This is a genomic window from Arthrobacter sp. 05T45, assembly GCF_056395875.1.
Genome location: NZ_JBFTKI010000002.1, coordinates 170,357 through 196,201 on the forward strand (window position 1 = coordinate 170,357; position 25,845 = coordinate 196,201).

Below are 25,845 nucleotides of genomic sequence, written 5' to 3' on the forward strand. Positions count from 1 at the left end.
TAGTGTGGCTCGACATGGACTCAACCACGCCCTCGCCGGAATACTCGCTGACCATGGACCAGTGCTGGGCGCTGCTCGACACCGAAGTTGTGGGGCGCGTAGCGCTGATCGTAGACAACCATCCGGAGATCTTCCCGGTGAATTTCGTCCTCGAACGGCGGGCGATTGCCTTCCGCACCGCCGGCGGCACGAAGCTGTGGGGCGCGATCACAGGCAAGCCGGTTGCATTTGAGATCGACGGCTACGACGCCCGCGACGAGACGGCCTGGAGCGTAATGGCGCGCGGGGAAGCCGAGGTCATCGAGAGCCAGGAGGAGAAGGACGAAATTGACTCCCTGCTCCTGGAGCCCTGGCAGCCCGGCGAGAAGGCCTACTACGTGCGGGTGGCGCCCAAAGCCCTGACCGGACGACGCTTCAAGGTCAACCGGCCCGATGTGTGGACCACCCGGCTCGCGGATCCGCGCCGGGCCACCTTCGAATAGAACCCCCGGGCACCCTCCCGGCAGGATTGCGGCGTCAGCCGTGTTCTGGCGAGTGGACCACCAGCACCGGGCAATGCGCATGTGCCACACAGGCGGAACTCACAGATCCCAGTAACAGTCCACCGAATCCGCCGTGGCCGCGGCGGCCCAGAACAAGCATGTCCGCGGCTTTGCTCTCCTCGATCAGCACGCGGCGGGGGTGCCCCTGGATGAGGCGGGCCTCGACGTTGTCCGGAGTGTCCGGGCCGAAGGCCTTCGCCACCGCCTCGGCCAGGATTTCCCCGGCCCGGACGTCGAAGTCCTCGATGCCGACGGCGACATAGCCGTCGTACACCGGCGGGTAGTCCCAGCATGCCACTGCGACGACCTTGGCGGCCAGGGGCACCGCGAGGGCCTGCGCATGCCGCAACGCGGACACCGAAGCGTCCGAGCCGTCAACGCCTACCACGATCTTCCGGACGTCCCTGACTTCGTTCATCGCAATCCTTTGCCCTCGTACCGGCCGAGCTTCCCGCGCCAGATGGCGACGCTCCCATGATTTCCTTCGGCCGGCATGACGCCTAGGGCCAAAGGGCATGCACGCAGCCCGGCTGGCGGGCCACCCGAAAACGTTCCGGGCGACTGGCCGGAGGCGGCCTGTTGGGCACTATGACCCTTGTCCGCGCCGCCCCGGTGCACAAGAATGGCAGAGGCTGGGGTCAGCAGACGAAGGACAGCATCTCGTGACAAAGAGCATGGTGTCATTAACAGTATCGAGCGGTCGCGCGAGCGGCCGGACGGGAGAATCATGATTGCCTGGGCAGACGCAGGTCTCACTGCACCTGATGGCGGGCAGGCGGTGATCCGCGTCTTTATCCTTGATGATCACGAACTTGTCAGGCGCGGGCTGCAGGAACTTCTCGAAGGCGAGGGGTTTGCCGTCGTCGGCAGTTCCGGATCCGCGGTGGAGGCGACCCGGCGGATTCCCGCGCTGCATCCTGATGTCTGTGTGCTGGACGCCCGTCTGCCGGACGGAACCGGCATCGAGGTCTGCCGGGACGTGAGGTCGGTGGACCCGTCCCTGAACTGCATCATCCTGACGAGCTTCGACGACGAACAGGCCCTGCGCGGCGCCGTCCTGGCCGGGGCACGCGGATACGTGCTGAAGGAGATCGGCGGCACGGACCTGATCGGCGCCCTGCGGCGGGCAGCAGCGGGCGAGTCCCTCTTCGAGGAAGGCGTGGCCGCCGGCGTCGTGGACAGCCTGGTGGAGGCCGAAGAGGTCGACCCGCGCACCTCCTCCCTCACGCCCCAGGAACGCAAGGTCCTGGAGCTGGTGGGCGGCGGACTGACCAACCGGCAGATTGCCGCCGAAATGTTCCTGGCGGAAAAGACCGTCAAGAACTATGTGTCGTCCCTGCTGGCCAAGCTCGGATTCGAACGCCGCACGCAGGCAGCCGTCTTCATCGCCAGCCCGGCATTTCCGGCGGCCGCCGGCGGGAGGACCGGCGAAGTAATCCGGCCCCGCAGCGTCGGATAGGCTCCGCGGAAACCGGACCTTCGGGCGTGCCGGTTACAGGGGCACCGACCATTCCAGGCTGGTACCGGAGTCGGGCACGCTCGTGATGGTGCATTCGCCGTCGAGCATGCGCGCCCGGTCCTCGAGGTTGCTTAGCCCGTTGCGTTTTTCGGGTTGAGTGAATCCGGCGCCGTTGTCGCTGATCACCACCGTCACCCTGCCCTTAACGACCGCAACCGAGACCGAGATTGTATCCGCCCCGGAGTGCCGGATGGCGTTGCTGAGCCCCTCGGAAACCACGGCCACGACGTTGTCAGCCTTGTCCGGTGTCACGGCATCCACGGGTCCCGTGATGGTCAGGCGCGGCGGGAACGGCATGGACTTGGACGAACTGCGAGTGACCCGACGGATCCGGCCGCTCAGCAGTTCGATCTCGCCTGTGTTGCTCTTGAGCGAGTAAATGGTGTCGCGCAGGCTGCGTATCGCTTCGTCGAGTTCGCCGGTGATGTTGCGGATGCGCTCCAGCGCCAGATCCTCCTTGGTGAAACGGGTCAGGCTCTGTACGCTCAGCCCGGCGGCGAACAGCCGCTGGATGACGAGGTCATGCAGGTCCCGGGCGATCCTGTCGCGGTCGGTGAAGACCAGAAGCTCCTCGCGCAGCCGGTGCACCCGGGCAAGTTCCAAGGCGAGGGCCACGTGGGAGCCGAAGACGGCCCCCATTTCGATGTCGGTCCGGGCGTAGCGCACCGACTCCTTGTCCCGTGCCAGCAGCAGGAGGCCATGGTGGGCGCCCTGGGTACTCAGGGCCACTGCCAGCAGCGGGCCGGTGACTGCACCGTCGACCTCCCCCAACACTTCGGATGCGTCGTCGAACAGCACTGGCTCGCCGCCTTCGAGGACACCTTCCAGGAGATTTGACTCCAAATGCAGTGACCGTCCCGAAAACGCCGTGCCGCGCTCACCGGCAACGCCGATCACCACGTGGGCCATGGCGTTGGCGGCGGGGGCCACCAGGAGGGCGAGTGAGGACGCGGACTCCTGGAGCGCGCGGCCGGCTATCGGGTCCAGGCCGCCCGAGGTGTAGTCGCGGTCCGTGCTCAACATCAGCCCGGAGACGTCCATGCAGGCCTCCAGCCAGCGTGCCCGGCGGCGGGCGTCGTCGTAGAGCCGGGCATTTTCGATGGCGACGCCGGCCGCTGCGGCCAAGGCGACGGCCAGGGCCTCGTCTTCGGCGGAAAAGTCGTCTCCGCCTTCTTTTTCCGTGAGGTAGAGGTTGCCGAACACCACGTCCCGGACGCGGACCGGTACCCCCAGGAAGGACTGCATGGGAGGGTGGTGCGCGGGGAACCCGTAGGCCTCGGGGTGCTTATTCAATTCATGCAGCCGGAGCGGCCGCGGGTCTGTGATCAGGAGGCCGAGGACGCCGTGGCCGGTCGGCAGCGGACCGATCTGACGCGCCAGTTGGCCATCGATGCCGACAGTGATGAAGTGGCTGAGCGCGTGGTCATCACCGATGACGCCAAGGGCGCCGAACCTGGCGTGCAACAACCGGCAGGCCGATTCGACGACGCGTTCCAGGACGGCATCCAGGCTCAGGTCCTCGGCCAGGGCGACGACGGCTTCCAGCAGGCCGGTGATGCGTTCCTTGGATTGGAGCAGCTCTTCCGTCCGGGCGCCGAACCCCATCAGCAGTTCCTCAACGACGGGATTTGGTTCGGACACGGTATGGCCTGAGCCCTCACCCGCTGAATGCATGTCATTGCCCCCATTCGCTCCGGCCAATGTAGACGCTGACGGCCTTTTGCCAGAATACCGCGAACCACTCAGGAAAGCCTCAGAATTCGCAGATTAACCCGGCGGCTGGGTCCATTTGCCCTAGCCGCCGTCAGCCCGGCCGCGTACGCTCGCCGGCATGAGCACTGAATCGAGCCCGGGCCGTCACGAGCCAAAGGACCAGACCCACGCCGTCGAAGACCTCGACCACCACGAATGCTGGCGGCTGTTGCGCAGCGTCTCCGTCGGCAGGCTGGCGGTCTGGGTGGACGACCATCCCGACATTTTCCCCATTAACTACAAAGTGGACCACGGCACGCTGGTGTTCCGCACCGCGGAGGGCACCAAGCTGCAGGCGGCCACAGGCGGCACGCCGGTGGCCCTGGAGGCCGACGGCATCAATGCTGACACCGGAGTCGCCTGGAGCGTCGTCATCAAGGGCCAGGCCGCGCCGGTGCAGAACCCCCAGGAAGTCATGGACACGGTGGGCCTGTTGCTGTTCCCGTGGCAGGCCGGAAAGAAGGAACATTTCGTCCGGATTGCGCCGGACACCGTCACGGGCCGGCGGTTCAAGGTGGTGCCGCCCCAGACGTGGTGGACGCCGTTGGACGACGCCACGCGCTCCGGCCTCGAATAACCCCCCACCCCCCCCAAAAAAACACATCTTGCGCCATCAGATCGGGCTGCCCTGAGGGCCTCAGGGCAACCCGATCTGATAGCGCAACGTGGGGCGCGGTGTGCGGTCAGGCGACGCGGGTGATCTCCACGCTGACGCTGAGGGCCGATCCCCCGCCGCCGGACAGGATGCCCTTGAGCGGCGGCACGTCGCGGTAGTCGCGGCCCCGGGCCACGGTGACGTGGAAGTCCCCCGCGGGTTTGTGGTTGGTCGGGTCCCAGCTGCGCCATTCGCCGTCCCACCACTCGAGCCACGCATGCGACTGGCCGGCAACTGTCTCGCCGAGCTCCGCCGTCGAACGCGGGTGAAGGTAACCGGACACGTAGCGGGCCGGGATACCGCAGCTGCGCAGTGACCCGATGGCGAGGTGCGCCAGGTCCTGGCAGACGCCCTGCCGCTGGTTCCACGCCTGTTCGGCGTTGGTGGTGACGCCGGTGGAGCCCTTCATGTAGGTCATTTCACCGCGCATCCAGGCAAAGACCGCCATGGCGGCCTCGTGCGGTGATTTCCCCTCGACGACGCCGGGAATGATGGCGAGCACCTCGGAGCCGGGACCTGTCAGCTGGGACTGGGGAATCCAGTCGCTGAACTGGTTCAGGGTTTCCGGTGCGGCCAGGACGTCCCAGCCGACGATGTCGGCCTCGGTTGCGATCTTCTCGACCCGGTGCACCTCGACGGTGGTGGTGGACAGCACCTCGAGGTGCTCGTGCGGCATCTGCATGTCGAAGGCGGTCACCCGGGTGCCCCAGTAGTCGCGGTAGCTGCTCAGGGCCGCCTGTGAGGGCGAAACCTTCATGGAGGACTCCAGTACCACCTGCTGCGGGTCCGTCAGCGGGGTCATCCGGGCCTCGTTGTAGGACAGGGTCACGCGTTTGTTGTACTTGTAGGCCGTCTTGTGGACGATGTTCAGCCGGGTCATGAAACTTCTCCCACCCAGGCCAGTTCGTCTGCCTGATTGAAGTACTTACGGGAAATGGCGTCCGAGGCCTGCGACACGGCCTTTTGCACACGCTCCATGTGCTCCGGCAGCTCCGACATGAGGTCATCGGTGCGGTGGAACTCCAGGAAGGTGCGGGCCTGCCCGACGATCCGGCGGGCGTCGTTGATGAAGCCGACGCGCTGGGCCGAGGGGTCGAGCTTCGCCAGGCACTCGTCGGCGTCGCGCAGCGCGTAGACGATGGACCGCGGGAACAGCCGGTCCAGCAGCAGGAATTCGGCCGCGTGCTGGTCCCCGAACGCAGCCCGGCGGGTCCGCAGGAAGGATTCGTAGGCCCCGGCGCAGCGGAGCATGTTCACCCAGGACATGCCGGCCGAGAGGACATCGCGGGTGGAGAGCATGCGCGCGGTCATGTCCGCACGCTCCAGCGACCGGCCCAGGACCAGGAACTGCCAGCTCTCGTCGTGGCTGACGGTGGTGTCGGCGAGGCCGCTGACCATGGCGGTGCGCTCCAGGACCCAGTTGCAGAACCGGTAGGTGCCCACCACGTCCTTGCGGTGCTGGTTGAGCCCGTAGTAGGTCGTGTTGAGGCTTTCCCAGAGCCCGGAGGAGACGGTCTCGCGGGCTCGGCGGGCGTTTTCCCGTGCAGCACCGAGGGAACCGGCAATGGAGGTGGCACTCTGCTTGTCGTAGGCGAGGGCGTTGAGCAGTTCGGGCAGGCCGAAATCGTCGCTTTGTGCGCGGGCACCCATGACGGCGAGGAGTTCCTGCGCCACGCTGCGCTGTTCCTCCATGGGCAGATGGTTGAGCCGTTCGAGGTGGACGTCGAGGATCCGGGCGGTGCCGTCGGCCCGTTCCACGTAGCGGCCGATCCAAAACAGTGACTCGGCAATACGGCTAAGCATTCGCGGTTACCTCCTGCGCGTCAGAAATCTGCTGCTGCTGCTGTTGCTGCTCTTTCTGGCTGTCGCGCCAGTTGCTCTCCACCGGCCAGACCGAAACCCGCTCGCGGACTGCGATGGTGGGCCGTGGGATCACTTCGACGGGGACCTGCGGGGAATCGGCCAGGACCCACGTGTCCTTGGAACCGCCGCCCTGGCTGGAATTGACGATCAGCGATCCCTCCTTGAGCGCCACGCGGGTCAGTCCGCCGGGGAGAACCCAGACGTCCTCGCCGTCGTTGACGGCGAAGGGGCGCAGGTCCACGTGCCGGGGGCCGAACTTGTCGCCGCTGAGCGTCGGCACCGTGGACAGCTGCAGGACCGGCTGGGCGATCCATCCGCGGGGGTCGGCGATGATCCGCTTGCGCAGGGCGTCGAGTTCGTCCCTGGACGCGTCCGGGCCGATCACGAGGCCCTTGCCGCCCGAGCCGTCCACCGGTTTGACCACGAGCTCGTCCAGGCGGTCCAGGACGTGTTCCCGGGCCTCCTTCTCTTCGAGCCGGAACGTGTCCACGTTGGCGATCACGGGCTCCTCGTTGAGGTAGTACCGGATGAGGTCGGGCACGTAGCTGTAGACCAGCTTGTCATCGGCGACGCCGTTGCCCACGGCGTTGGCGATCGTGACACCGCCGGCGCGGGCGGCGTTGACCAGGCCGGGGCAGCCGAGCATGGAGTCGGCACGGAACTGCAGCGGGTCCAGGAATTCGTCGTCGATGCGTTTGTAGATGACGTCTACGCGCTGCTCGCCCGCGGTGGTGCGCATGTAGACCCGGTTGCCGCGGCAGATGAGGTCGCGGCCCTCGACGAGTTCGACACCCATGAGTCCGGCGAGCAGGGTGTGCTCGAAGTAGGCGCTGTTGAACACGCCGGGGGTCAGGACCACCACGGTGGGATCGTCGACGCCGGAGGGCGCCGTCTTCCGCAGGGCGGACAGGAGCCGGCGGGGGTACTCCTCGACCGGGCGGATGAGCTGCTGGCCGAAAGCCTCGGGCAGGCCCTTGGCCATGGCCCGGCGGTTCTCGAGGACGTAGCTGACGCCCGAGGGTACGCGCACATTGTCCTCCAGGACCCGGAACGTGCCCTCGGCGTCGCGGACGACGTCGATTCCGGAAATGTGGACCCGGACGCCGCCGGCCGGCTCAAAGCCGTGCACCTGGCGGTGGAAGTGCGCGCTCGTCGTGACGAGCTGGCGCGGGATGACGCCGTCGGACACCACGGTCATCTTGTCGTAGACGTCATTGAGGAAGGCTTCAAGGGCGCGGACGCGCTGGGCCACACCGCGTTCCAGGACGCTCCACTCATCGGCGGGGATCACGCGGGGGACGATGTCCAGGGGGAAGGGCCGTTCCTCACCCGCGAAGTCGAAGGTCACGCCGCGGTCCAGGAAGGTCCGGGCCATGGAATCGGCGCGGGCGCTGACGTCAGCCAACGAGAGTTCGCGCAGGGCCAGGGCCACCTGCCCGTAAGATCTCCGGGCCTGCTGGCCGGGGGCAAACATCTCGTCGTAGGCGCCGGTGCGGCCGGCGGCCTCGGAGTATTCCTGGAATAGGTCAGACATGGTCACTAGCCAACCACTTTTTTGTTGCGAAATCATTTCGGCGGCCGGCGGCGCGGCGCTCAGTGCTGGCCGCGCAGTCCGGGCCGCCTGCCGGGACGGCCGCGGTTACGGCTTTTAGGGCCGGGTACGGCAATGTAGGGGCGTGCCCCCCAAGAGATCCGCCACCGCCTCAGCCCTGAGAGACGCCGCGCCAGGCCTGGCCGGCGCCGCGGCGGCCGTCGCCGTCGCCGTCGCCGCCCACCTGCTCCTTCCCGCGCTGCCGGCGATGACAATGGCCGTGCTCCTCGGGCTGCTGGCGGCCAACCTGCCGGGCGTGTCTGGCTGGACCGCCGGGCCGGCGCGGCCCGGGCTGGACTTCGCCGGCAAGCACCTCATGCGGGCCGGGATCGTGCTGCTGGGCCTGAAAGTCAGCCTCGGCGATGTGCTGGGCCTGGGCTGGGCTGCGCTCCTGCTCGTGACCGCCGTCGTGCTGGCCGCTTTCGCCGGGACGTACGGAATCAGCAGGCTCTTCCGGCTGCCGCCCCGCGTGGCGCTGCTGGTGGCCACGGGATTCGCCATCTGCGGGGCGTCAGCGATCGGGGCGATGGCCGCCGTGCGCCGAATCCGGCAGGAGGAAACCGTGCTGCCGGTGGCACTCGTGACCCTGTGCGGCACGCTGGCGATCGGTGTGTTGCCGCTGCTCGCGCGGCCGCTGGGCCTGGGTCCGGAGATCTTCGGGGCATGGACCGGCGCCTCCGTCCACGACGTCGGGCAGGTGGTCGCCACCGCCCAGACCGCCGGCACCGCGGCGCTGGCCGTCGCCGTCGTCGTTAAACTCACCCGGGTGATCCTGCTGGCACCGATGGTCGCCGCCGCGGGCTTCCATCACCGGCTGGGCACCGCAGCCGACGGCGCCAAGCGCCCCCCGGTGGTCCCGCTGTTCGTCATCGGATTCGTGGCCCTGGCGGGCCTGCGCACCACCGGGTGGCTCTCCCCCGCGGCCCTGGACGTGGCCGCCGCCGTCCAGGACCTGCTGCTCGGCATGGCGCTGTTCGGGCTGGGCTCCGCCGTCCGGGTGGGCCAGCTGCTGCACACCGGCGCACGCGCGCTGCTGGCCGCGCTGGCGTCCTGGCTGCTGATCGCCCTGCTGGGCCTGGCGGCCGCCTTCCTGATGTTCCCGCCGGCGTGACCGGGCACACACGCTCCCGTGATTAGATAGCGGGGTGTCAAACCAGAATCTGAGCCGCGACGAGGCCGCGGACCGCGCCGCCCTCATCACCACTCACAGCTACGATGTCTCCCTCGACGTCCGGCAGGCAGCCGACCCGAACGTCGCCGGCTACACGAGCCGCAGCATCATCTCCTTCTCGGCCAGCGAACCCGGCGCGACGACCTTCGTGGATTTCATCGCCGGCAGCGTGCACAGCGTCTTCCTCAACGGCAAGGGACTCGCCGTCGCCGACGTCGTGGACGGTTCCCGGATCCGGCTCGAAAACCTGCAGCCGGAGAACCAGGTCACCATCACGGGAACCGCCCTGTACAGCACCTCCGGTGAAGGCATGCACCGCTTCGTCGATCCCGCCGACGGCCAGTGCTACCTCTACACGCAGTATGAACCCGCCGACGCCCGCCGGGTGTTCGCGAACTTCGAACAGCCCGACCTGAAGGCCGAGTTCACCTTCCACGTCATGGCCCCCTCCGACTGGCAGGTGTCCTCCAACGGCGCCGAGGTGCTGCGCACCCAACTGACGAGTGATCCCGCCACGAGCCGCTGGGACTTCGCGCCCACCAAGGCGATGTCCACCTACATCACCACCGTCCTCGCCGGACCGTACTTCAAGGCCGAGGACGCCTGGCGCGGCACGCTCGCCGACGGCACCGTTCTGGACGTACCGCTGGCGCTCTACTGCCGCGCCTCCATGGCCGCGTCCTTCGACACCGACGCCCTGTTCCGCCTCACCAGGAACGGGCTGTCCTTCTTCAACGGACTCTTTGATTTCCCTTACCCGTGGGGCAAATACGAGCAGGCGTTCGTCCCCGAGTACAACCTCGGCGCCATGGAAAACCCGGGCCTGGTGACCTTCACCGAAAGCTACGTCTTCACCTCCCGGGCCGCCGATTCGCAGTACCAGGCCCGCGCCAACACGCTCCTGCACGAGATGGCGCACATGTGGTTCGGGGACCTCGTCACCATGAAGTGGTGGGATGATTTGTGGCTCAAGGAATCCTTCGCGGATTACATGGGCACCCTCGGCGTGGACCGGACCACGGACTGGGACACGGCCTGGGTGAACTTCGCCAACAACCGCAAGGCGTGGGCCTACGTCCAGGACCAGCTGCCCACCACCCACCCGATCGTCGCCGACATCCCGGACCTGGAAGCCGCGAAGCAGAACTTCGACGGCATCACCTACGCCAAGGGCGCCTCGGTGCTCAAGCAGCTGGTGGCCTACGTCGGCTTCGAAGCCTTCATCGCCGGCTCCCGCCAGTACTTCCGGGACCACGCCTACGGCAACACCACCCTCGCCGAACTGCTGGCCGCCCTCAGCGCCGCGTCCGGCCGCGACCTCAGCGAATGGGCCCGCCAATGGCTCCAGACCTCCGGCATCTCCACCCTGTCCAGCGAGATCACCGAATCCACCGAAGACAGCAGCGCGCTCAGCTCCGTCGCCGTCCTGCAGGACGCCGTGGATCCCACCACCGGCCGGCAGGAGCCCCGCCCGCACCGGCTGCGGATCGGCCTCTACGATTTCGACGACGCCGGCGCCTTGGTCCGCACTGACAGCGTCGAGACCGATGTCCGCGGCGCCCGGACCGATGTGACCGCGCTGGCCGGCAAACCGCGCCCTGCGCTGCTGCTGGTCAATGACGAGGACCTCAGCTACGCCAAGGTCCGGCTGGACCCGCATTCCGAGGCCACTGTCCGCGGCTCCCTGGACAAGCTGGACGACCCCATGGCGCGGGCGCTGTGCTGGACGGCGCTGTGGGACTCGGCCCGGGATGCCGTCACACCGGCCGCACTCTACGTCGACGCCGTCGAGCGCTTCGGGCCCGCCGAGCCGGGCATCGGCGTCCTCCTCAATGTGCTGGGCAATGCCTCGACGGCGGTGGAACGCTACGTGCCCCGGGGCCAGCGCGATGCCGTGCGCCACGGCTTCCTCACCACGGCCGCCGAACAGCTGCACGCGGCAGCGCCGGGTTCCGACCAGCAATTGGCCTGGGCCCGGACCCTTGCCGCAACCAGCCGCTACGACGCCGGCCGGCTGGACCTGCTTAGGGGCATCCTGGACGGCAGCACGGTGATCGAAGGCCTCGCCGTGGACGCCGAACTGCGCTGGAATCTCTGGCATGCGCTGGCAGCCAACGGCCGGGCCCCGCAGGAGCAGCTCGACCAGAAGCTCGCCCGGGACAACACGGCGGCAGGCAAGTCCGGGCACGCCACGGCCCTCGCCGCGCGCCCCGAGGCATCCGTCAAGGCGGCCGCCTGGGAGGCCGCCGTCCACGGCACCGGCCTGTCCAACCAGCTCCTCGGCGCCACGATTGCCGGATTCAACACCGGCGCGGCCTCCCTGCTGGCCGGGTTCATCGACCCGTACTTCGAATCCCTCGAGGACGTCTGGGCGGACCGGAGCATCGAGATCGCCAGCCGGATTATCCGCGGCTTCTACCCCGCGGCACAGGACCTGGACGGCGGAACGCCCGAAACCCACGCCGTGATTGTCCGCACCGACCAGTGGCTGGCCGCCCACCCTGATGCGCCGCGTGCCCTGCGCCGGATCATCATCGAACAGCGCAGCCAGCTGCACCGTTCCCTCAGGGCGCAGGAACTGACGGCACCGGCCCAGGCACCATCGACTGCTCCGTAACGGCCCTTTTGGCGGCTGAAAACGGCGGCTGGGCCCACGCCGGCAGGGTTCCCTGGCCGAGCTTGCGAGGAGAGGGTGCCGGTGGGGAGCAACCGATGGGGATGAAGGCTGTTAGGGAGCGGGCTTCTTAAAGAACAGGCTCCTACGGGACCCGGTGCAGCCACTCCGTGGTGCCGAACTTGGTCTCCACGCGGCGGCGGGCGGCCTCCAGCTCGGCGTCGGTGAGGACGGACGGTGTCGCGCCGTAGCGTTCGGCGAAGACGTCCATCATCGCTGCAACGATTTCGGCGCGGGCCAGGCCGGTCTGGCGGCGGAGCGGATCCACGCGCTTCTTGGCGCTCCTGGTGCCCTTGTCGGACAGTTTCTCCTTGCCGATCCGCAGGACCTCCACCATCTTCCCGGCGTCGATGTCGTAGCTCATGGTGACGTGGTGCAGCATCCCGCCGTTGGCGAGCCGCTTCTGCGCCGCCCCGCCGATCTTGCCGTGCTCCGTAGCGATGTCGTTGAGCGGCACGTAGAAGGCGCTGATGCCGACCTTTTCCAGGGCCGCCATCACCCAAGCGTCGAGGAAACGGTACGAGTCCGCGAAGCTGATGCCGTCCACGAGGGTCTGCGGCAGGTACAGCGAGTAGGTGATGCAGTTCCCGGCCTCCATGAACATCGCTCCCCCGCCGCTGATCCGCCGGACCACGCTGATGCCGTGCCGGGCCACGCCCTCGGGATGGAGTTCGTTGCGGACGGACTGGAAGCTGCCGATCACCACGGAGGGCTCCTCCCAGTCCCAGAACCGCAGGGTGGGATTGCGCCGCCCGGCGCCGACTTCCTCGGTGAGGACCTCATCCAGGGCGACGTTGACGTGGGTGGGGAGGACGGACGGGGCGATGATGTTCCAGTGGTGGTCCGCCCAGCCGGTGGCCTTCGCCAGGGCGCGGCGGACGGTGACGGCGACGGCGTCGGCGGAAAAACCGAACAGCACGGTGCCTTCGGGCAGCGCCGCCGTCACGGCGTCCCCGATGTCCGCGGCACTGGTCTCGACGGGCAGCCCGGTGAGCGCCCGGTTAATCTCCGGCAGCGCCTCGTCGGGTTCGAGGAAGAAGTCCCCGCTCAGCGAGACGTGGGCCAGGACGCCGTCGACGACGTCGAAGTCGGCGACCACGAGCTTGCCGCCCGGGACCTTGTACTCGCCGTGGTGACGGCCGCCGCCGTCGTCGTCGTCGGGGCTGGGGGCGGTGGCCGCGGGATGGGATGTCATGACCTCCATCCTGCCGCATGCGTCCGGGAACCCGGGTCACCCGGGTCACCCGGTTAGCCGGAACGGCAGCAGAGACGCAGAAAGCCCGCACCGTTGCCGGTGCGGGCTTTCCATAAGACCTTGGGGAAGAAAGTTACTTCTTGCCGCCGAAGCCCTTGAAGCGAGCGTTGAAGCGCTCGACGCGGCCTGCGGAGTCCATGATGCGCTGCTTGCCCGTGTAGAACGGGTGGGACTCGGAGGAGATTTCGACGTCGATGACCGGGTAGGTGTTGCCGTCTTCCCACTCGATGGTCTTCGAAGAAGACACGGTGGACTTGGTCAGGAACTTGACGCCGGAAGCCAGGTCGTTGAAAACAACAGCTTCGTACTTCGGGTGAGTATTAGACTTCATAATTGGACCTTTGTTCGCACAACTGGATTTTGCCAGTTGCCAGGTATGAATGGGATGGCCGGCGGAAAGCACCGGACGGCCAGCTATCAATGATAGCCGATCCCCGGACCGCTGACGAACACCATTGGCGCACGTCAGCGCGGCGCGGCCGCCGCACGATGCAGGGGCCTCAGTCCTTCGGGCGGAGCTCCCAGAACGCCACCGCCGACGCCGCGGCGACGTTGAGCGAATCGACGCCCGGGCGCATCGGGATTTTCACGGCGAGGTCGACGGCGGCCAGGGTTCCTTCGCTCATGCCCGCGCCTTCCGTGCCCAGCACCAGGGCCAGCCGCTCCGGGCGGCGCGCCGCGAGCACGTCGAGGTCCACCGCGTCATCCGTGAGTTCCATGGCCGCCACGGTGAAGCCTTGCTCCTGCAGCGCGGCCAGGCCTTCCGCCCAGTCCTCCAGCCGGGCCCACGGAACCTGGAACACGGTGCCCATGCTGACCCGCACGCTGCGGCGGTAGAGCGGATCCCCGCAGCGCGGCGAGACCAGGACGGCATCCACGCCCAAGGCCGCGGCCGAGCGGAAAATGGCCCCGACGTTCGTGTGGTCCACGATGTCCTCCAGCACCGCAACCCGGCGGGCCCCGGCGAGCAGGTCCGCCAGCGGCACCGGGGCGGGCCGGTGCATGGCGGCCATGGCGCCGCGGTGCAGGTGGAAACCGGTGATTTGCTCCAGCAGCGCCGCGGGGCCGATGTAGGCCGGGACGTCCGGGTACTGCTCAAAGACGTCGGAGAGGTCCCCGGCCCACTTCTCGGCCAGGAAGAAGGACCGCGGCCGGTGCCCTGCGGCCAGGGCCCGGCGCAGGACGCGGGAGGACTCGGCGATGTACAGGCCCTCGGCGGGTTCCCGGATTTTGCGCAGGTGCACGTCCGTGAGCTGCGTGTAGTCCGCAACCCGCGGGTCGTCGGCGGATTCAAGAAAGTGAAAGGTCACGGGCAGGTCATTCCTGGGAGGCTGTTGGAAGGGCTATTTGAACAGGTTGGCGGTCATGAACCCCAGCGCCACCAGGCCCAGGGTGAAGATGACCCCGCGCAGGACCGCCGGAGAGAGCCGGCGCCCCACCCTGGAGCCAATCACGCCGCCGATCAGGGAGCTCACGGCGATCAGCCCGACCACACCCCAGTCGATCCGGTCGAAGGCGAACAGGAGGTAGGAGGCTGCGGCCACCACGTTCACGCCCAGGACCAGGAAGTTCTTCATCGCGTTGGCGTTCTGGATGGTCCCGGTCATGAACACGCCCAGGATGCCGACTAGCAGGATGCCCTGGGCCGCGACGAAGTAGCCGCCGTAGACGCCGGCGAGGTACACCAGCACCACGAGCAGGACACCGTGGCGGCGGTCCCGGATCGCGTGCTCGGGGTTCTCCTCGCGGTTCCTCACCCACCGCTGCAGCCGCGGCTGGAAGACCACCATCAGCAGGGCCAGCACGATCAGGACGGGGGCGGCGTAGTAGAAGACTTTCTCGGGCAGGTGCAACAGCAGATAGGCGCCGGTGACGGCACCCAGCAGGGAGGCCGGCAGGAGCCGGAGCAGCTGCTTGCCGCGGCCCTCGAGTTCTTTCCGGTAGCCCCAGGCGCCGGTGGCGTTGCCGGCCACGAGCCCCATGGCGTTGCTGATGGAGGCCGTGACGGGGGCGTAGCCCAGGGCGATCAGCACCGGGAACGTGACCAGGGTGCCGGATCCGACGACGCTGTTGATGGTGCCCGCCCACAGCCCGGCGAAGAATATGAGGGCGCTATTGAGGAGCTCCACGCGCGGTCAGCGGCCCCGTCAGCGGCTGGCGGTCGCGGTGTACCGGCCCGCGTTGACGCTGACGTCCAGCGGCAGGCCGAACGCTTCGCTCAGGTTTTCCGCCGTGAGGACCTCCTGCAGCGGGCCGGAAGCCACGACGCCGCCGTCGCGCATGAGCATCGCGTGCGTGAAGCCTGGCGGCACTTCTTCGAGGTGGTGGGTGACCAGGACGATCGCCGGGGCGGCGTCGTCGCGGGCGAGTTCGCTCAGGCGCTGGACCAGGTCCTCGCGGCCGCCGAGGTCGAGCCCCGCGGCCGGCTCGTCCAGGAGCAGGAGCTCGGGATCGGTCATGAGGGCGCGGGCAATCTGGACGCGCTTGCGCTCCCCCTCGGAAAGCGAGGCGAAGGGGCGGTTGAGCAGCGGGCCCATCCCCCACTCGTTCAGCAGCCCGAAGGCGCGCCGCTCGTCGTCCTTCTCGTAGCCCTCGCGCCAGCGGCCGGTCACGCCGTACGCGGCGGTGACCACCACGTTGAGGACCTTCTCGTGCTCGGGGATCTGGCTGGCCAGCGCAGCGGAGGACAGCCCGATCCGGGGACGGAGCTCGAAGACGTCGACGGCGCCGAGGACTTCCTCGAGGATGCCCGCCATTCCGGAGGTCGGGTGGATGCGGGCCGCGGCCAGCTGGAGGAGCGTGGTCTTGCCGGCGCCGTTGGGGCCCAGGATCACCCAGCGTTCGCCCTCTTTGACCTGCCAGTCGACCTTGTCCAGGAGCGTCTTCGCCCCACGTACAACACTGACCCCGGCCATTTCAAGAACATCACTCATAGGAGTAGACACTAGGACAAAAAAGCGGGCGACTGATAACCGGCGCCGCGCCCTGCCGTGGAGCGTCACGCGGCGCCCGCCCGGGCGCAACGAATTCGGGCCGCCCGCCGCCCGCTCGCTAGGATTGAGGCCATGAGTTCGAACGTGACCGCAGTGAGCTACGGCCTGAAACTGTCCCTTCCCGACATCCAGCGGCTGCGTTCGCTCCTGACGGCCGCCGGGCTGGGCGTCGGGGCGGAAACCCGGACCGGCGACGCCCGCTTCGAGGTATACGCCGTCGACTGCGCCCTGGACGCCTCGGGGGCAGGCTCGCCCGACGCCGCCACAGCCGCCGCGGTTGCGGAAGCCCGCCTGGACGGTGCGCGCCGTGCGCTGGCGGCCGCCGGCATCGAGGGCGTCGACACGGCCCTGGTTCCGGCAGCACTGCGCAGCGCGCCCCGGAAGTTCCTCATCATGGACGTGGACTCCACCCTCATCCAGCAGGAAGTAATCGAGCTGCTGGCCGCCTACGCCGGCAAGCGCGAGGAAGTGACGGCGGTGACCGAGGCGGCCATGCGCGGCGAGCTGGACTTCGCCCAGAGCCTGCACGCCCGGGTGGCGGTCCTCGCGGGGCTGCCCGCGGACGTCGTCGAGTCGGTCCGCGCCGAGGTCAGGCTGACCGAGGGCGCCGCCGAGCTGGTGGCGGCGTTCCAGGCCGCCGGCCATGCCGTGGCCGTCGTGTCCGGCGGCTTCAACCAGATCCTCCGGCCGATCGCCGAAGACCTGGGGCTGCACTACTGGATCGCGAACGAACTCGAAATCGTCGACGGCGCCTTGACCGGCAAGGTGCTCGGCGACGTGATCGACCGGGCGGCCAAGGAGAAGTACCTGCGCGAATGGGCTGCGGCCGAGGGCATCCCGATGGAACACACGATCGCCGTGGGCGACGGCGCGAACGACCTCGACATGCTGGGCGCCGCCGGGATCGGCATCGCCTTCAACGCGAAGCCGGCCGTCCGCGCTGCCGCGGACGCCGCCGTCAACCTTCCCTATCTTGACGCCGTCCGGTATATCGCCGGAGTCTGATGCATTAACCGGGAAGGCACGTCCCGGCAATGTTTAGTCAAACATTGCCGGGACGTGCCTTCTCTACGCGCCATCCCGGCGCGCGTGGCGGCCTGAGCCTAGCTGGAGCTCTTATCCGCTGCCTGGTCCGCGGTCTTACCAAAATAATCCGCACCGCCAACGTATTCCGTGTGGCCGGTTTCGACCTCGGCCGAGGCCATCTTGGCGACCTCCGCGGCAAACTCCTTGACCGAGTACAGCTTGCCGGCTTCTGCGCGGCGGGCCTCGATGGCGCCGGGGTTGGACCGGTCAAGCAGGGTGGCCGTGACGGTGCCCTCGATCATGTCGCCGGAGACGACCACGAGCGTGATCCCCTTCTCGGCCAGGTTCGGGACCAGTGCCCGGAGTGCATCCTCGCCGGCGCGCTTGCTGCGGGCCACGGGCTCGTACTCGGGCATGGTGGGCACCGTGTCGATGAAGTGGGCCTGGTGGCTGGTCACGAAGACCACGCGCGAGCCGTGGGGCATGAGCGCGACGGCGGCGTTGAGCATGTTCACCTGGGCGTCGCGGTTCAGCTTCAGCGCGTAACCCTCTTCCATGCCCGTCTCCATGCCGCCGGAGGCGTTGAGGACCAGGAGGTCGAGCGAGCCGAAGTTCTCCATCGCGGCGCTGGCGAGGGCCTGGACGCCTTCCTGGGTGGTGAGGTCCGCCCCGACGGCCGCGGCACGGCCGCCGTCGGCTTCGATTTCGGCGACGACCTTGTTGGCGCGCGGCGCCTTCTGGCGGTAGTTGACGACGACGGCCGCACCCTCGGCGGCGAGGATTTTGGCCACTTCGGCGCCGATTCCGCGCGACGAACCGGTCACGATCGCAGTCTTGTTCTCCAGCAGTCCCATACGAGCTCCTTTGTTCCAAACGTCCAAATACTGTGGGTCTGCAATCCATCATGCCAGCGGACCGCGCCATTACAGTTGTTCAGCATCCACAAAGAAGCCCCGGCGGCGTAGTTCCGTCGTCACGTGGCTTGGACGTGCCGGGGGTGGGTCAGCCGCGGTCGATCCGGATCTTCGTCGTCGCTTCACCGGTCACAACCTTGGGCGCCGGTGCGCGGACTTCCAGGACGCCGTCCTTGTACGTGGCGGTGATGTCGTCTTCCCTCACCCCTGCGGGCAGCGCGATGCTCCGGGCGGCCCGGCCGTAGCGGAACTCCGAGCGGTAACCGTCCTTGCTCTTGTGCTCGGACGACTCCCGCCGCTCCACCGCAATATTTAGCACGCCCTCGCCGACCGAGACGTCGACGTCCCGGTCCGGGTCGATCCCCGGCGCTTCCGCCCGCACCACCAGGGTGGTGCCCTCCTGGAACTGTTCGATCTTGATCCCTGGCGCTATGGACAGATCACCGTCAAGGAAGCGGCGGACCGGTTCCAGCATGTCCGAGGGCGTCCATTTGCTGAGATCACTCATGATTTCCTCCTGCGTCCACGCCCCTGCCGCGGCATGGTCAGGGGCTGTGAGCCCATTACACGCTCCAGGAGCCCCGGAGCCAAGGGCAAAAAGGCCCGCCGCGGAACCCGGCGCGGAACCCGGCACGGAAAAGTGTGCGTCTCCAGTGGCCCGGTCCGGGTTGCAATAGACAGCGGACACAGCACAGCGGACTCAGAACAAGCGGACACAGCACAGCGGACGACGGCGGAATCCGCCGTCGTCCGCTGTGCTCCGCAGGAGTCCTGCGTCGTCCTGCTGTGTCAGGGGCTAGTGGCCCATTCCGAGGCCGCCGTCGACCGGAATGACCGCACCGGAAATGTACGACGCCTCGTCGCTGGCGATCCAGCGCACGACGTTGGCGACCTCGGAGGCCTCGGCGAAGCGGCCGGCGGGGACCTTGGTCAGGTAGTCCTTCTGCGTGGCCTCGGGCAGCTCGGCCGTCATGTCGGTGTTGATGAAGCCGGGCGCGACCACATTCGCGGTGATCCCGCGTGCGCCGAGCTCGCGGGTGAGCGACCGGGCGATGCCCACCAGGCCTGCCTTGGAGGCGGAGTAGTTGATCTGGCCCGGCGCGCCGTAAAGGCCGGAGACGGAGGAAATCAGCACCACGCGGCCCTTGCGCGCCCGGATCATGCCCTTGGATGCGCGCTTGATCACCCGGAAGGCGCCCGTGAGGTTCGTGTCGATCACCGAGGTGAAGTCGTCTTCGCTCATCCGCATCAGGAGCGTGTCCTTGGTGATGCCGGCATTGGCCACAAGGACTTCCACCGGGCCGTGGGCGGCTTCGACTTCCGCGAACGCGGCGTCCACCGACGCTTCGTCCGTGACGTCCGCTTTGACGCCGAGGATGCCCTCGGGCAGCGACGATTCGCTGCGGAAGGTCACGGCCACCTTGTCGCCGTTGGCCAGGAAGGACTCGGCGATGGCCAGGCCGATCCCGCGGTTTCCGCCGGTGATCAGAACGCTGCGGCCAGTGGTGGATGTGTCAGTCATATGGGGCTCCGGGATTCTGCGGCAGGGAGGGCCGCGCTGGGGGCTGGAATTTTCCTGCCTCCGATCTTAGCGCCCGGTTCGCTTCCGTTTGGGCGGCTCCGCCGATGGTGAGAGAATCGAAGTAAGCCTTGGGAGCGTGATCTGACAGCCGTGACACTCAAAAACCGACCCGGTGCTCATGTGCCCGGGAGGCCGGACTCCGAGTCCGGCGGTACCGAGGTGCACAGCATCACCGACGCCGCTGCTGCGCACTCGGACGAGATGCACCAGCGGATGGTGAAGTATGCCATCGCCATGGGCATCCGCATGGTCTGCCTGATCCTGATTTTTGTCGTGGATGGCTGGTTCAAGCTCCTGCCGATCGCCGGCGCCGTCTTCCTGCCCTGGGTGGCGGTGGTGATCGCCAACGGCAGCGACAAGGCGGAAATCCACAGTGACTCGCTCCTGGACTATGCTCCGCTCGCAGAGCTGGACGCACCGGACACCGCGGGCCCCGCCGGGCAGGATCCAAACGGGCAGGATCTGAGCGACGGCGCAGACGGTTCAGGGACGCTGCTGCAGGGTGAGCTGATCGAAGATGAGAACGACGACGACCACGGACGGGCAGCTTCATGAATCTCTTTGACCTGGCCGGGACCGGTGGGGACAAGGCCGCGGCCCCGGGCACCGTCTGCTCGCGGAAAGCCTGCCGCGCGGCGGCGGAATGGCAGCTGCTGTGGAACAATCCCAAGATCCACACCCCGGAGCGGCGCAAGATCTGGCTGGCGTGCGGGGAGCACCGCGCGTGGCTTGAGGACTACCTCCAGACGCGCGGACTGTGGAAAGAGACTGTGGTCCTCGGCGCAGAGAACGTCCCCCTCCCGGCAGTGACCGCCCCTCTCGACCCGTCAGGCAGGATCGGCTGAATGTACCGCTTTCTCTTCTCCAGTAAATGGCTGGGGTACTTGTTGCTGGCCGCGATCTTCGCTGCCGGCTGCGTTGGGCTGGGCCGGTGGCAGATGGACCGCCGCGCCGAGACCCTGGCCGAAATCAACCGGGTGGTCTCGAACTATTCGGCCACCCCCGTGCCGTTCGCCGATGTCCGGGACCAGTTCAGCCGGCTGAATCCGGAGCGGGAGTGGACCCAGGTGGAACTGAAGGGCAGCTACGACGCCGCCGGCCAGCGCATCGTCCGCAACCGCCCGCTCAACGGCCAGCCCGGCTACGAGGTGGTGGTTCCCTTCAAGCTCCAGTCCGGCGAAACCGTGGTGATCGACCGTGGCTGGCTGCCCATCGGCAACAACACCCCGGGACGGCCCGACTCAGTGCCTGCCCCGCCGCAGGGGCCGGTGACGGTGGTTGCCCGCCTCAAGCCGGCCGAGCCCGAGCTGCAGCGCGGCGCCCCTGACGGACAGCTGGCCTCGATCGACCTTTCCGCCTTTTCCGGGCAGCTGGGCTATCCGCTGCTGACGGGCGCCTACGGACAGCTGGCCTCCGAGTCGCCGTCGGTGCAGGACGTGCCGTTCCCGTTCCCTAAACCGACCACTGATGAAGGCACCCACCTGTCCTACTCCCTGCAGTGGTTCGCGTTCGGCGTGCTGATGTTCGTCGGGTTCGGCTACGCGGCCAGGCAGCAGGCCCGCAACGCCGCGATCGACGCGGAGGACGCCGAAGCGGAGGCCGCCGAGGGCGTGTTCCTGCACTCCAGCGGCCCGGTGGCCCGCCGTCGTCCTGCTCCGCGGAAGCGCAAGAACGCGACGGCGGAAGAAGAGGAAGACGCCATCCTCGACGCCCAGGGGTTCTGAGCGATGAGCCCTGACGCCTTTCCCGGCCCGGTGGCCAACGTCAAGCGTGCCCTCACGGCCCTGGGCGCCCAGGACACCGTGACGGTGTTCGACGCGAAGGTGCCGACGGCGGCAGCGGCCGCCGCCGCGCTGGGCTGCGATGTCGCGGCGATCACCAACAGCCTGGTGTTCGAGCTCGAGGGCACTCCGCTGCTCATCCTGGCCAGCGGCGCGGCCAAGGTGGACGTCCGCAAGGTCGCGGACCGGCTGGGCACGGGCAAGATCCGTCGTGCCTCCCCCGAGTTCGTCCTGGCCCACACCGGCCAGGAGGTCGGCGGCGTCGCCCCGGTAGGCCACCCGGAGAAGATCCGGACCCTGCTGGATGAGTCGTTGTCGGCCCACCGCGTGCTCTGGGCGGGCGCAGGGGACCACAACTCGATGTTCTCGATCAGCTACGCGGACCTGCACCGGATCACGGCCGCGGAAGAGATGCCGGTCCGCTGACCCGGCTGCCTCGCTGCTGGGGCCGTTTTCCGTGCCGGGAACGGCCCCCGCTGCGGGTCGGTTGGGTGACTTACGCCAGGGTGATCAGGTCCAGGTAGTCTTCGTTCCAGTGGTCCTCGATGCCGTCGGGAAGCAGGACGACACGCTCCGGGTTGAGCGCCTCGACGGCGCCCTCATCGTGGCTGACCAGGACGACGGCGCCGGTGTAGTTGCTCAGGGCCCCGAGGATTTCGGCGCGGCTGGCGGGGTCCAGGTTGTTGGTGGGCTCGTCGAGGAGCAGCACGTTCGCGCTCGAGGCCACGATGGTGGCCAGCGCCAGCCGGGTCTTCTCGCCGCCGGAGAGCACACCGGCGGGCTTGTCGACGTCGTCGCCGGAGAACAGGAATGAGCCCAGGATATTGCGGACTTCCGCGTCGTTCATGTCCGGGGCGGAGGAGCGCATGTTCTGCAGGACGGTGCGGTCCACGTCGAGCGTCTCGTGCTCCTGCGCGTAGTAGCCCACCTTCAGGCCGTGGCCCGCAACGACTTCGCCGGTGTCCGGCTTGTCGACGCCGGCCAGCATCCGCAGCAGCGTGGTCTTGCCGGCGCCGTTGAGGCCCAGGATGACCACCTTGGACCCGCGGTCAATGGCAAGGTCGACGTCGGTGAAGATCTCCAGCGAGCCGTAGGACTTGCTGAGGCCGTCCGCGGTGAGCGGGGTCTTGCCGCAGGGTGACGGATCCGGGAAGCGCAGTGCTGCCACGCGGTCCGTCGCGCGCACGGCTTCGAGGCCGCCGAGCAGGCGCTCGGCACGCTTGGCCATGTTCTGGGCGGCGACGGCCTTGGTGGCCTTGGCGCGCATCTTGTTGGCCTGGTCGATGAGGACCTGGGCCTTCTTTTCCGCATTGGCCCGCTCACGCTTGCGGGCGCGCTCGTCCGTTTCGCGCTGGTTGAGGTAGCGCTTCCAGTCCATGTTGTAGAAGTCGATCTGCGCGCGGTTGGGGTCGAGGAGGAAGACCTTGTTGACGGTCGCTTCAAGCAGTTCGGTGTCGTGGCTGATGACAATCAGCCCGCCCTGGTGGTTCTTGAGGAACTCACGGAGCCAGGAGATGGAATCGGCGTCGAGGTGGTTGGTGGGCTCATCGAGGAGCATGGTTTCGGCGTCCGAGTACAGGATGCGCGCAAGCTCGACGCGGCGCCGTTGTCCACCGGACAGGGTCTTGAGCGGCTGGTTCAGCAGCCGGTCCGGCAGGGCGAGGTTCGAGCAGATCGCTGCCGCCTCGGCTTCGGCGGCATAGCCGCCGGCGGCCAGGAATTCGGATTCAAGCCGGTCATAGCGGTTCATCGCCTTGCGCTGGACCGTAGCGTCCTCGCTGGCCATCTCTTCGTGCGCCAGGCGGAGCTTGCCCACGGCAATGTCCAGGCCGCGGACGGACAGGATCCGGTCCCGCGCGAGCTGCTCCATGTCCGGGGTGCGCGGATCCTGCGGCAGGTAGCCGATTTCGCCGGTGCGGGTTACCTTACCGGCGGCGGGCAGGCCCTCGCCCGCAAGCACCCGGGTCAGCGTTGTCTTGCCTGCACCGTTACGGCCGACCAGACCGATCTTGTCTCCCTTGTCGATCCGGAAGCTCACCTGGTCCATGAGGAGGCGGGCGCCGGCGCGCAGTTCGAGATCCTGGACGGTAATCAATGCAGCTAAGGCCTTTCACAACAGGGAATGCCGCGGCACGACGGGTGGAGTCTGGGCGGGGCCGGGGCAGGGCGATGCGAGAGCACGGCCTCTGCAAGTCTACCGGCACCACCCCGGCTCCCTGACATTGGCACGAATGGCAGTAGGCAGCCGCCGTCGCGATGCTGGCCCGGCCGGCTGGCCGTGTTCATTGGCGGTGCCCTCCAGCAACCGGGCCGCGCGTTAGTGGGGCGCCTACAAAAAACAGTCCCCGCCGCGACCGTACAGTCGATATCACAATCCATATTTCCGCCGCAGCACCCCGACAGGAACATCATGACGCAAACCGACCGTCCCGCCGCAGCCAGGACCCCGCGCCGCCGGGTCCGCTGGAATGCCACCGACCTTGGCCTCATCGCCGTCTTCGCCGCCCTGGTGGCCGCTTCGGCACTGATCGCCGCCATTCCCGTAGGCGGCCTCGGCGTGCCCATCACGCTGCAGACCCTAGCCGTCATGCTCACGGGCCTGGCCCTGGGCCCTGACCGGGCCTTCGCCGCCGTCGGCCTGTACCTGCTCCTGGGCTTCGCCGGCTTGCCGATCTTCAGTGGCGGCCGCAGCGGGCTGGGCGTCCTCGCCGGACCCTCCGCCGGCTACATCATCGGGTTCCTGCTGGCCGCCACGGCCGTCGGCTGGCTGACCGTCGTCGTGCTCAAGCGCACCGCCAACCGCAAAGGCAGACTGCGTGCCATCCTCTTGTTCGCCGCCGCCATGGTGAGCAGCATCGTCTTCATCCACGGCCTGGGCATCCTGGGCATGATGGTCAACGCCAAGCTGGACTTCTCCAAAGCCTTCCTGGCCGATCTCGTGTTCTACCCCGGCGACATCATCAAGAACGTCCTGGCCGTCAGCATCGCCTTGGCCCTGCACAAGGCCTTCCCGGACCTGCTGCTGCGCCGTGTCCGGACGGTTGACACCCGCCCGTGAGCATCATCGTCCTGGACCGGGTTTCGGTGCGGGTGCCGGTTGACGGCCGCCCCGCACCCAAGACGCTGCTCCAGGAGTTTTCGCTCGACCTGACGGAACGGCGGATCGGGGTTATCGGGGCCAACGGCTCGGGCAAGTCCACCCTCCTGAGGCTCCTGAACGGCCTCGTGGCACCCAGCGACGGCACCGTGAGAGTCGACGGCGCCGATACCGTCCGGGCCGTCCGTGAGGTCCGCCGCCGCGTGGGCTTCGTGTTCACCGACCCGCTCTCCCAGCTCGTCATGCCCACCGGACGCGAGGATGTGGAACTGTCCCTGCGCCGCTCCATCCGCAACGCCACCGAGCGCAGGGCCCACGCGGAGTCGGTGCTGGAACGGTTCGGTCTCCTGCCGCTGGCGGACCAGAGCATCTACGAGCTCTCCGGCGGCGAACGCCAGCTCCTGGCGCTGGCCGCGGTCCTGGCCGTTGATCCGGAGGTGCTGGTTCTGGACGAGCCGTCCACACTGCTGGATCTGCGGAACCGCGAACTCCTGCGGCGCACCCTCGCCGGGCTCCGCCAGCAGGTGATTCTGTCCACCCACGACCTCGAGCTGGCCCTGGACATGGACCGCGTCCTGGTGGTGGATGCCGGGAAGGTGGTGTTCGACGGCGAACCGGCGGCCGCCGTCGCCCGTTACCGCGCCCTGTGCGCGGCGGGCCTGCCAGCGGCTAACGGCGTCCCAGCCGGCGGTGGGCTCGGCGGCGTAGCCGGCGGCCGGCTGGAGCGGGCCGTGCCCGACCAGGCCCGGCGGGAGCAGGCGTGAGCGGTCACGGCTTCCTGCTGGCGGCGTATGTGCCGGGCTCGTCCCTGGTCCACCGTGCGCCGCTGTGGCTGAAGTTCCTGCTGGTCGTTGGGTGCGGAATGACGTCGTTCCTGATCGCGGACTGGGCCGTGTCGGCCGTCATGCTGGTGCTGCTCTGCGGACTGTTCCTGCTCAGCGGGGCCGGCCCGGCCCGGCTGTTCCGCGCGGTGCGTCCGGTTCTTCCGGTACTCGTGGCGATCGGGCTTTTCCAGTGGTGGCAGCTGGGCGCACCGACCGCCGCCCGGATCGTCCTGAACGTCCTGGTCTGCGTCGTCGCGGCGTCAATCCTGACCGCCACCACTCCTGTGCAGGCACTCCTCGACGGCGTGGCGTCGCTTGCCCGGCCGTTCCGGCGCTTCGGTGCGGACCCGGAACGCTTCGCCCTGACCATCGCCATCATGCTCCGCAGCATCCCGTTCGTTGCCGGGGCCTACACGGACGTGCGCGACTCGGCCAGGGCGCGCGGACTCGAACGCAACCCGCGGGCCCTGGTGTTGCCCGTCTTCATCAGCACGGTGGCCTTCGCCCGGCAGACCGGCGAGGCCCTCGCCGCCCGTGGGCTGGGTGAGCCGGAGGACCCGGAAGACTAGCCCCGGATGGCCGGGCCGCGGTTCCGCTGCCAACCCA

General features: G+C 68.2%; 27 protein-coding genes. 13 read left to right on the forward strand and 14 right to left on the reverse strand.

Annotation, left to right across the window (positions count from 1 at the left end):
• Window positions 1-14 precede the first annotated feature (14 nt).
• Window positions 15-482 (forward strand): pyridoxamine 5'-phosphate oxidase family protein, encoded by a 468-nt coding sequence (locus AC1DGD_RS03445; protein ID WP_079549614.1) that lies wholly within the window; start codon window positions 15-17, stop codon window positions 480-482.
• Between the two features lie 34 nt (window positions 483-516).
• On the opposite strand, the gene AC1DGD_RS03450 is transcribed toward AC1DGD_RS03445, so the two are convergent.
• Window positions 517-960: a universal stress protein gene (locus AC1DGD_RS03450; protein ID WP_476855900.1), complete on the reverse strand. Its 444-nt coding sequence runs from the start codon at window positions 958-960 to the stop codon at window positions 517-519.
• Window positions 961-1,269: 309 nt separating this feature from the next.
• Here AC1DGD_RS03450 and AC1DGD_RS03455 point away from each other — a divergent pair, with 309 nt between their 5' ends.
• The gene (locus AC1DGD_RS03455; protein WP_026538734.1) at window positions 1,270-2,001 is read left to right on the forward strand and encodes a response regulator; all 732 of its coding nucleotides are present in this window, start codon (window positions 1,270-1,272) and stop codon (window positions 1,999-2,001) included.
• A 33-nt stretch (window positions 2,002-2,034) separates the two neighbouring features.
• Here AC1DGD_RS03455 and AC1DGD_RS03460 read toward each other — a convergent pair whose 3' ends face one another.
• On the reverse strand, window positions 2,035-3,735 hold the full coding sequence (locus AC1DGD_RS03460) for a GAF domain-containing sensor histidine kinase (protein ID WP_476855901.1): 1,701 nt from the start codon (window positions 3,733-3,735) through the stop codon (window positions 2,035-2,037).
• Between the two features lie 157 nt (window positions 3,736-3,892).
• On the opposite strand from AC1DGD_RS03460, the gene AC1DGD_RS03465 reads away from it, so the two are divergent.
• Window positions 3,893-4,390 carry a pyridoxamine 5'-phosphate oxidase family protein gene (locus AC1DGD_RS03465; RefSeq protein WP_476850950.1) on the forward strand — a complete coding sequence of 166 codons (498 nt, stop codon included), beginning with the start codon at window positions 3,893-3,895 and terminating at the stop codon, window positions 4,388-4,390.
• Window positions 4,391-4,496: 106 nt separating this feature from the next.
• Here AC1DGD_RS03465 and AC1DGD_RS03470 read toward each other — a convergent pair whose 3' ends face one another.
• From AC1DGD_RS03470 to AC1DGD_RS03480, 3 genes are read right to left on the reverse strand one after another with little or no spacing between them, the layout of a single operon-like run.
• Window positions 4,497-5,348, reverse strand: coding sequence for a transglutaminase family protein (locus AC1DGD_RS03470; protein WP_476855902.1), 852 nt, complete (start codon window positions 5,346-5,348; stop codon window positions 4,497-4,499).
• Entirely contained in the window at window positions 5,345-6,271 is a 927-nt protein-coding gene (locus AC1DGD_RS03475; RefSeq protein WP_026266338.1) for an alpha-E domain-containing protein, read from the reverse strand. Before AC1DGD_RS03475 ends, AC1DGD_RS03470 begins: the two co-directional genes overlap by 4 nt.
• Window positions 6,264-7,865: a circularly permuted type 2 ATP-grasp protein gene (locus AC1DGD_RS03480; protein ID WP_476849648.1), complete on the reverse strand. Its 1,602-nt coding sequence runs from the start codon at window positions 7,863-7,865 to the stop codon at window positions 6,264-6,266. Before AC1DGD_RS03480 ends, AC1DGD_RS03475 begins: the two co-directional genes overlap by 8 nt.
• Window positions 7,866-8,007: 142 nt before the next feature.
• On the opposite strand from AC1DGD_RS03480, the gene AC1DGD_RS03485 reads away from it, so the two are divergent.
• Both AC1DGD_RS03485 and pepN read left to right on the forward strand, forming a co-directional pair.
• The gene (locus AC1DGD_RS03485; protein ID WP_476855903.1) at window positions 8,008-9,033 is read left to right on the forward strand and encodes a YeiH family protein; all 1,026 of its coding nucleotides are present in this window, start codon (window positions 8,008-8,010) and stop codon (window positions 9,031-9,033) included.
• 34 nt (window positions 9,034-9,067) lie between these two features.
• Window positions 9,068-11,710, forward strand: coding sequence for an aminopeptidase N (pepN, locus tag AC1DGD_RS03490; protein WP_476855904.1), 2,643 nt, complete (start codon window positions 9,068-9,070; stop codon window positions 11,708-11,710).
• Between the two features lie 142 nt (window positions 11,711-11,852).
• Here pepN and AC1DGD_RS03495 read toward each other — a convergent pair whose 3' ends face one another.
• The 5 genes from AC1DGD_RS03495 to AC1DGD_RS03515 all read right to left on the reverse strand — a co-directional run bounded on the left by AC1DGD_RS03495 (window position 11,853) and on the right by AC1DGD_RS03515 (window position 15,955).
• On the reverse strand, window positions 11,853-12,962 hold the full coding sequence (locus AC1DGD_RS03495) for a lipoate--protein ligase family protein (protein WP_476855905.1): 1,110 nt from the start codon (window positions 12,960-12,962) through the stop codon (window positions 11,853-11,855).
• A 133-nt stretch (window positions 12,963-13,095) separates the two neighbouring features.
• A complete protein-coding gene (locus AC1DGD_RS03500) occupies window positions 13,096-13,353 on the reverse strand; it encodes a type B 50S ribosomal protein L31 (protein ID WP_018772953.1) in 258 nt (85 codons plus the stop codon).
• Between the two features lie 169 nt (window positions 13,354-13,522).
• On the reverse strand, window positions 13,523-14,332 hold the full coding sequence (locus AC1DGD_RS03505) for a TrmH family RNA methyltransferase (RefSeq protein WP_476855906.1): 810 nt from the start codon (window positions 14,330-14,332) through the stop codon (window positions 13,523-13,525).
• Window positions 14,333-14,365: 33 nt separating this feature from the next.
• On the reverse strand, window positions 14,366-15,151 hold the full coding sequence (locus AC1DGD_RS03510) for a sulfite exporter TauE/SafE family protein (RefSeq protein ID WP_476849642.1): 786 nt from the start codon (window positions 15,149-15,151) through the stop codon (window positions 14,366-14,368).
• 18 nt (window positions 15,152-15,169) lie between these two features.
• The gene (locus AC1DGD_RS03515; protein ID WP_476855907.1) at window positions 15,170-15,955 is read right to left on the reverse strand and encodes an ABC transporter ATP-binding protein; all 786 of its coding nucleotides are present in this window, start codon (window positions 15,953-15,955) and stop codon (window positions 15,170-15,172) included.
• 132 nt (window positions 15,956-16,087) lie between these two features.
• Here AC1DGD_RS03515 and serB point away from each other — a divergent pair, with 132 nt between their 5' ends.
• On the forward strand, window positions 16,088-17,020 hold the full coding sequence (gene serB, locus AC1DGD_RS03520; protein ID WP_476855908.1) for a phosphoserine phosphatase SerB: 933 nt from the start codon (window positions 16,088-16,090) through the stop codon (window positions 17,018-17,020).
• A gap of 98 nt (window positions 17,021-17,118) precedes the next feature.
• Here serB and AC1DGD_RS03525 read toward each other — a convergent pair whose 3' ends face one another.
• The 3 genes from AC1DGD_RS03525 to AC1DGD_RS03535 all read right to left on the reverse strand — a co-directional run bounded on the left by AC1DGD_RS03525 (window position 17,119) and on the right by AC1DGD_RS03535 (window position 19,477).
• Window positions 17,119-17,895 (reverse strand): SDR family oxidoreductase, encoded by a 777-nt coding sequence (locus tag AC1DGD_RS03525; protein WP_476855909.1) that lies wholly within the window; start codon window positions 17,893-17,895, stop codon window positions 17,119-17,121.
• 148 nt (window positions 17,896-18,043) lie between these two features.
• Window positions 18,044-18,463: an Hsp20/alpha crystallin family protein gene (locus AC1DGD_RS03530; protein ID WP_476855910.1), complete on the reverse strand. Its 420-nt coding sequence runs from the start codon at window positions 18,461-18,463 to the stop codon at window positions 18,044-18,046.
• A 288-nt stretch (window positions 18,464-18,751) separates the two neighbouring features.
• Entirely contained in the window at window positions 18,752-19,477 is a 726-nt protein-coding gene (locus tag AC1DGD_RS03535) for a beta-ketoacyl-ACP reductase (RefSeq protein ID WP_230008961.1), read from the reverse strand.
• A 150-nt stretch (window positions 19,478-19,627) separates the two neighbouring features.
• Between AC1DGD_RS03535 and AC1DGD_RS03540 the strand changes: the two genes are divergently transcribed.
• Genes AC1DGD_RS03540 through AC1DGD_RS03555 form a run of 4 tightly spaced genes read left to right on the forward strand, consistent with a single transcriptional unit; the run spans window position 19,628 to window position 21,744 of the window.
• Window positions 19,628-20,092 carry a DUF3099 domain-containing protein gene (locus tag AC1DGD_RS03540; RefSeq protein ID WP_028275536.1) on the forward strand — a complete coding sequence of 155 codons (465 nt, stop codon included), beginning with the start codon at window positions 19,628-19,630 and terminating at the stop codon, window positions 20,090-20,092.
• A complete protein-coding gene (locus AC1DGD_RS03545) occupies window positions 20,089-20,382 on the forward strand; it encodes a hypothetical protein (protein ID WP_476855911.1) in 294 nt (97 codons plus the stop codon). Before AC1DGD_RS03540 ends, AC1DGD_RS03545 begins: the two co-directional genes overlap by 4 nt.
• Window positions 20,383-21,261: an SURF1 family cytochrome oxidase biogenesis protein gene (locus AC1DGD_RS03550; RefSeq protein ID WP_476855912.1), complete on the forward strand. Its 879-nt coding sequence runs from the start codon at window positions 20,383-20,385 to the stop codon at window positions 21,259-21,261.
• A 3-nt stretch (window positions 21,262-21,264) separates the two neighbouring features.
• Window positions 21,265-21,744, forward strand: coding sequence for a YbaK/EbsC family protein (locus AC1DGD_RS03555; RefSeq protein WP_476855913.1), 480 nt, complete (start codon window positions 21,265-21,267; stop codon window positions 21,742-21,744).
• A gap of 70 nt (window positions 21,745-21,814) precedes the next feature.
• Here the strand turns inward: AC1DGD_RS03555 and AC1DGD_RS03560 are convergent, their stop codons facing one another.
• Window positions 21,815-23,413: an ABC-F family ATP-binding cassette domain-containing protein gene (locus AC1DGD_RS03560; RefSeq protein WP_476855914.1), complete on the reverse strand. Its 1,599-nt coding sequence runs from the start codon at window positions 23,411-23,413 to the stop codon at window positions 21,815-21,817.
• Window positions 23,414-23,728: 315 nt separating this feature from the next.
• Between AC1DGD_RS03560 and AC1DGD_RS03565 the strand changes: the two genes are divergently transcribed.
• From AC1DGD_RS03565 to AC1DGD_RS03575, 3 genes are read left to right on the forward strand one after another with little or no spacing between them, the layout of a single operon-like run.
• Window positions 23,729-24,376: a biotin transporter BioY gene (locus AC1DGD_RS03565; RefSeq protein ID WP_476855915.1), complete on the forward strand. Its 648-nt coding sequence runs from the start codon at window positions 23,729-23,731 to the stop codon at window positions 24,374-24,376.
• Window positions 24,373-25,179 (forward strand): energy-coupling factor ABC transporter ATP-binding protein, encoded by an 807-nt coding sequence (locus AC1DGD_RS03570; RefSeq protein ID WP_476855916.1) that lies wholly within the window; start codon window positions 24,373-24,375, stop codon window positions 25,177-25,179. Before AC1DGD_RS03565 ends, AC1DGD_RS03570 begins: the two co-directional genes overlap by 4 nt.
• Window positions 25,176-25,808: an energy-coupling factor transporter transmembrane component T family protein gene (locus tag AC1DGD_RS03575; protein WP_476849632.1), complete on the forward strand. Its 633-nt coding sequence runs from the start codon at window positions 25,176-25,178 to the stop codon at window positions 25,806-25,808. The genes AC1DGD_RS03570 and AC1DGD_RS03575 overlap by 4 nt, the downstream gene beginning before the upstream one ends.
• The last annotated feature ends 37 nt before the right edge of the window (window positions 25,809-25,845 follow it).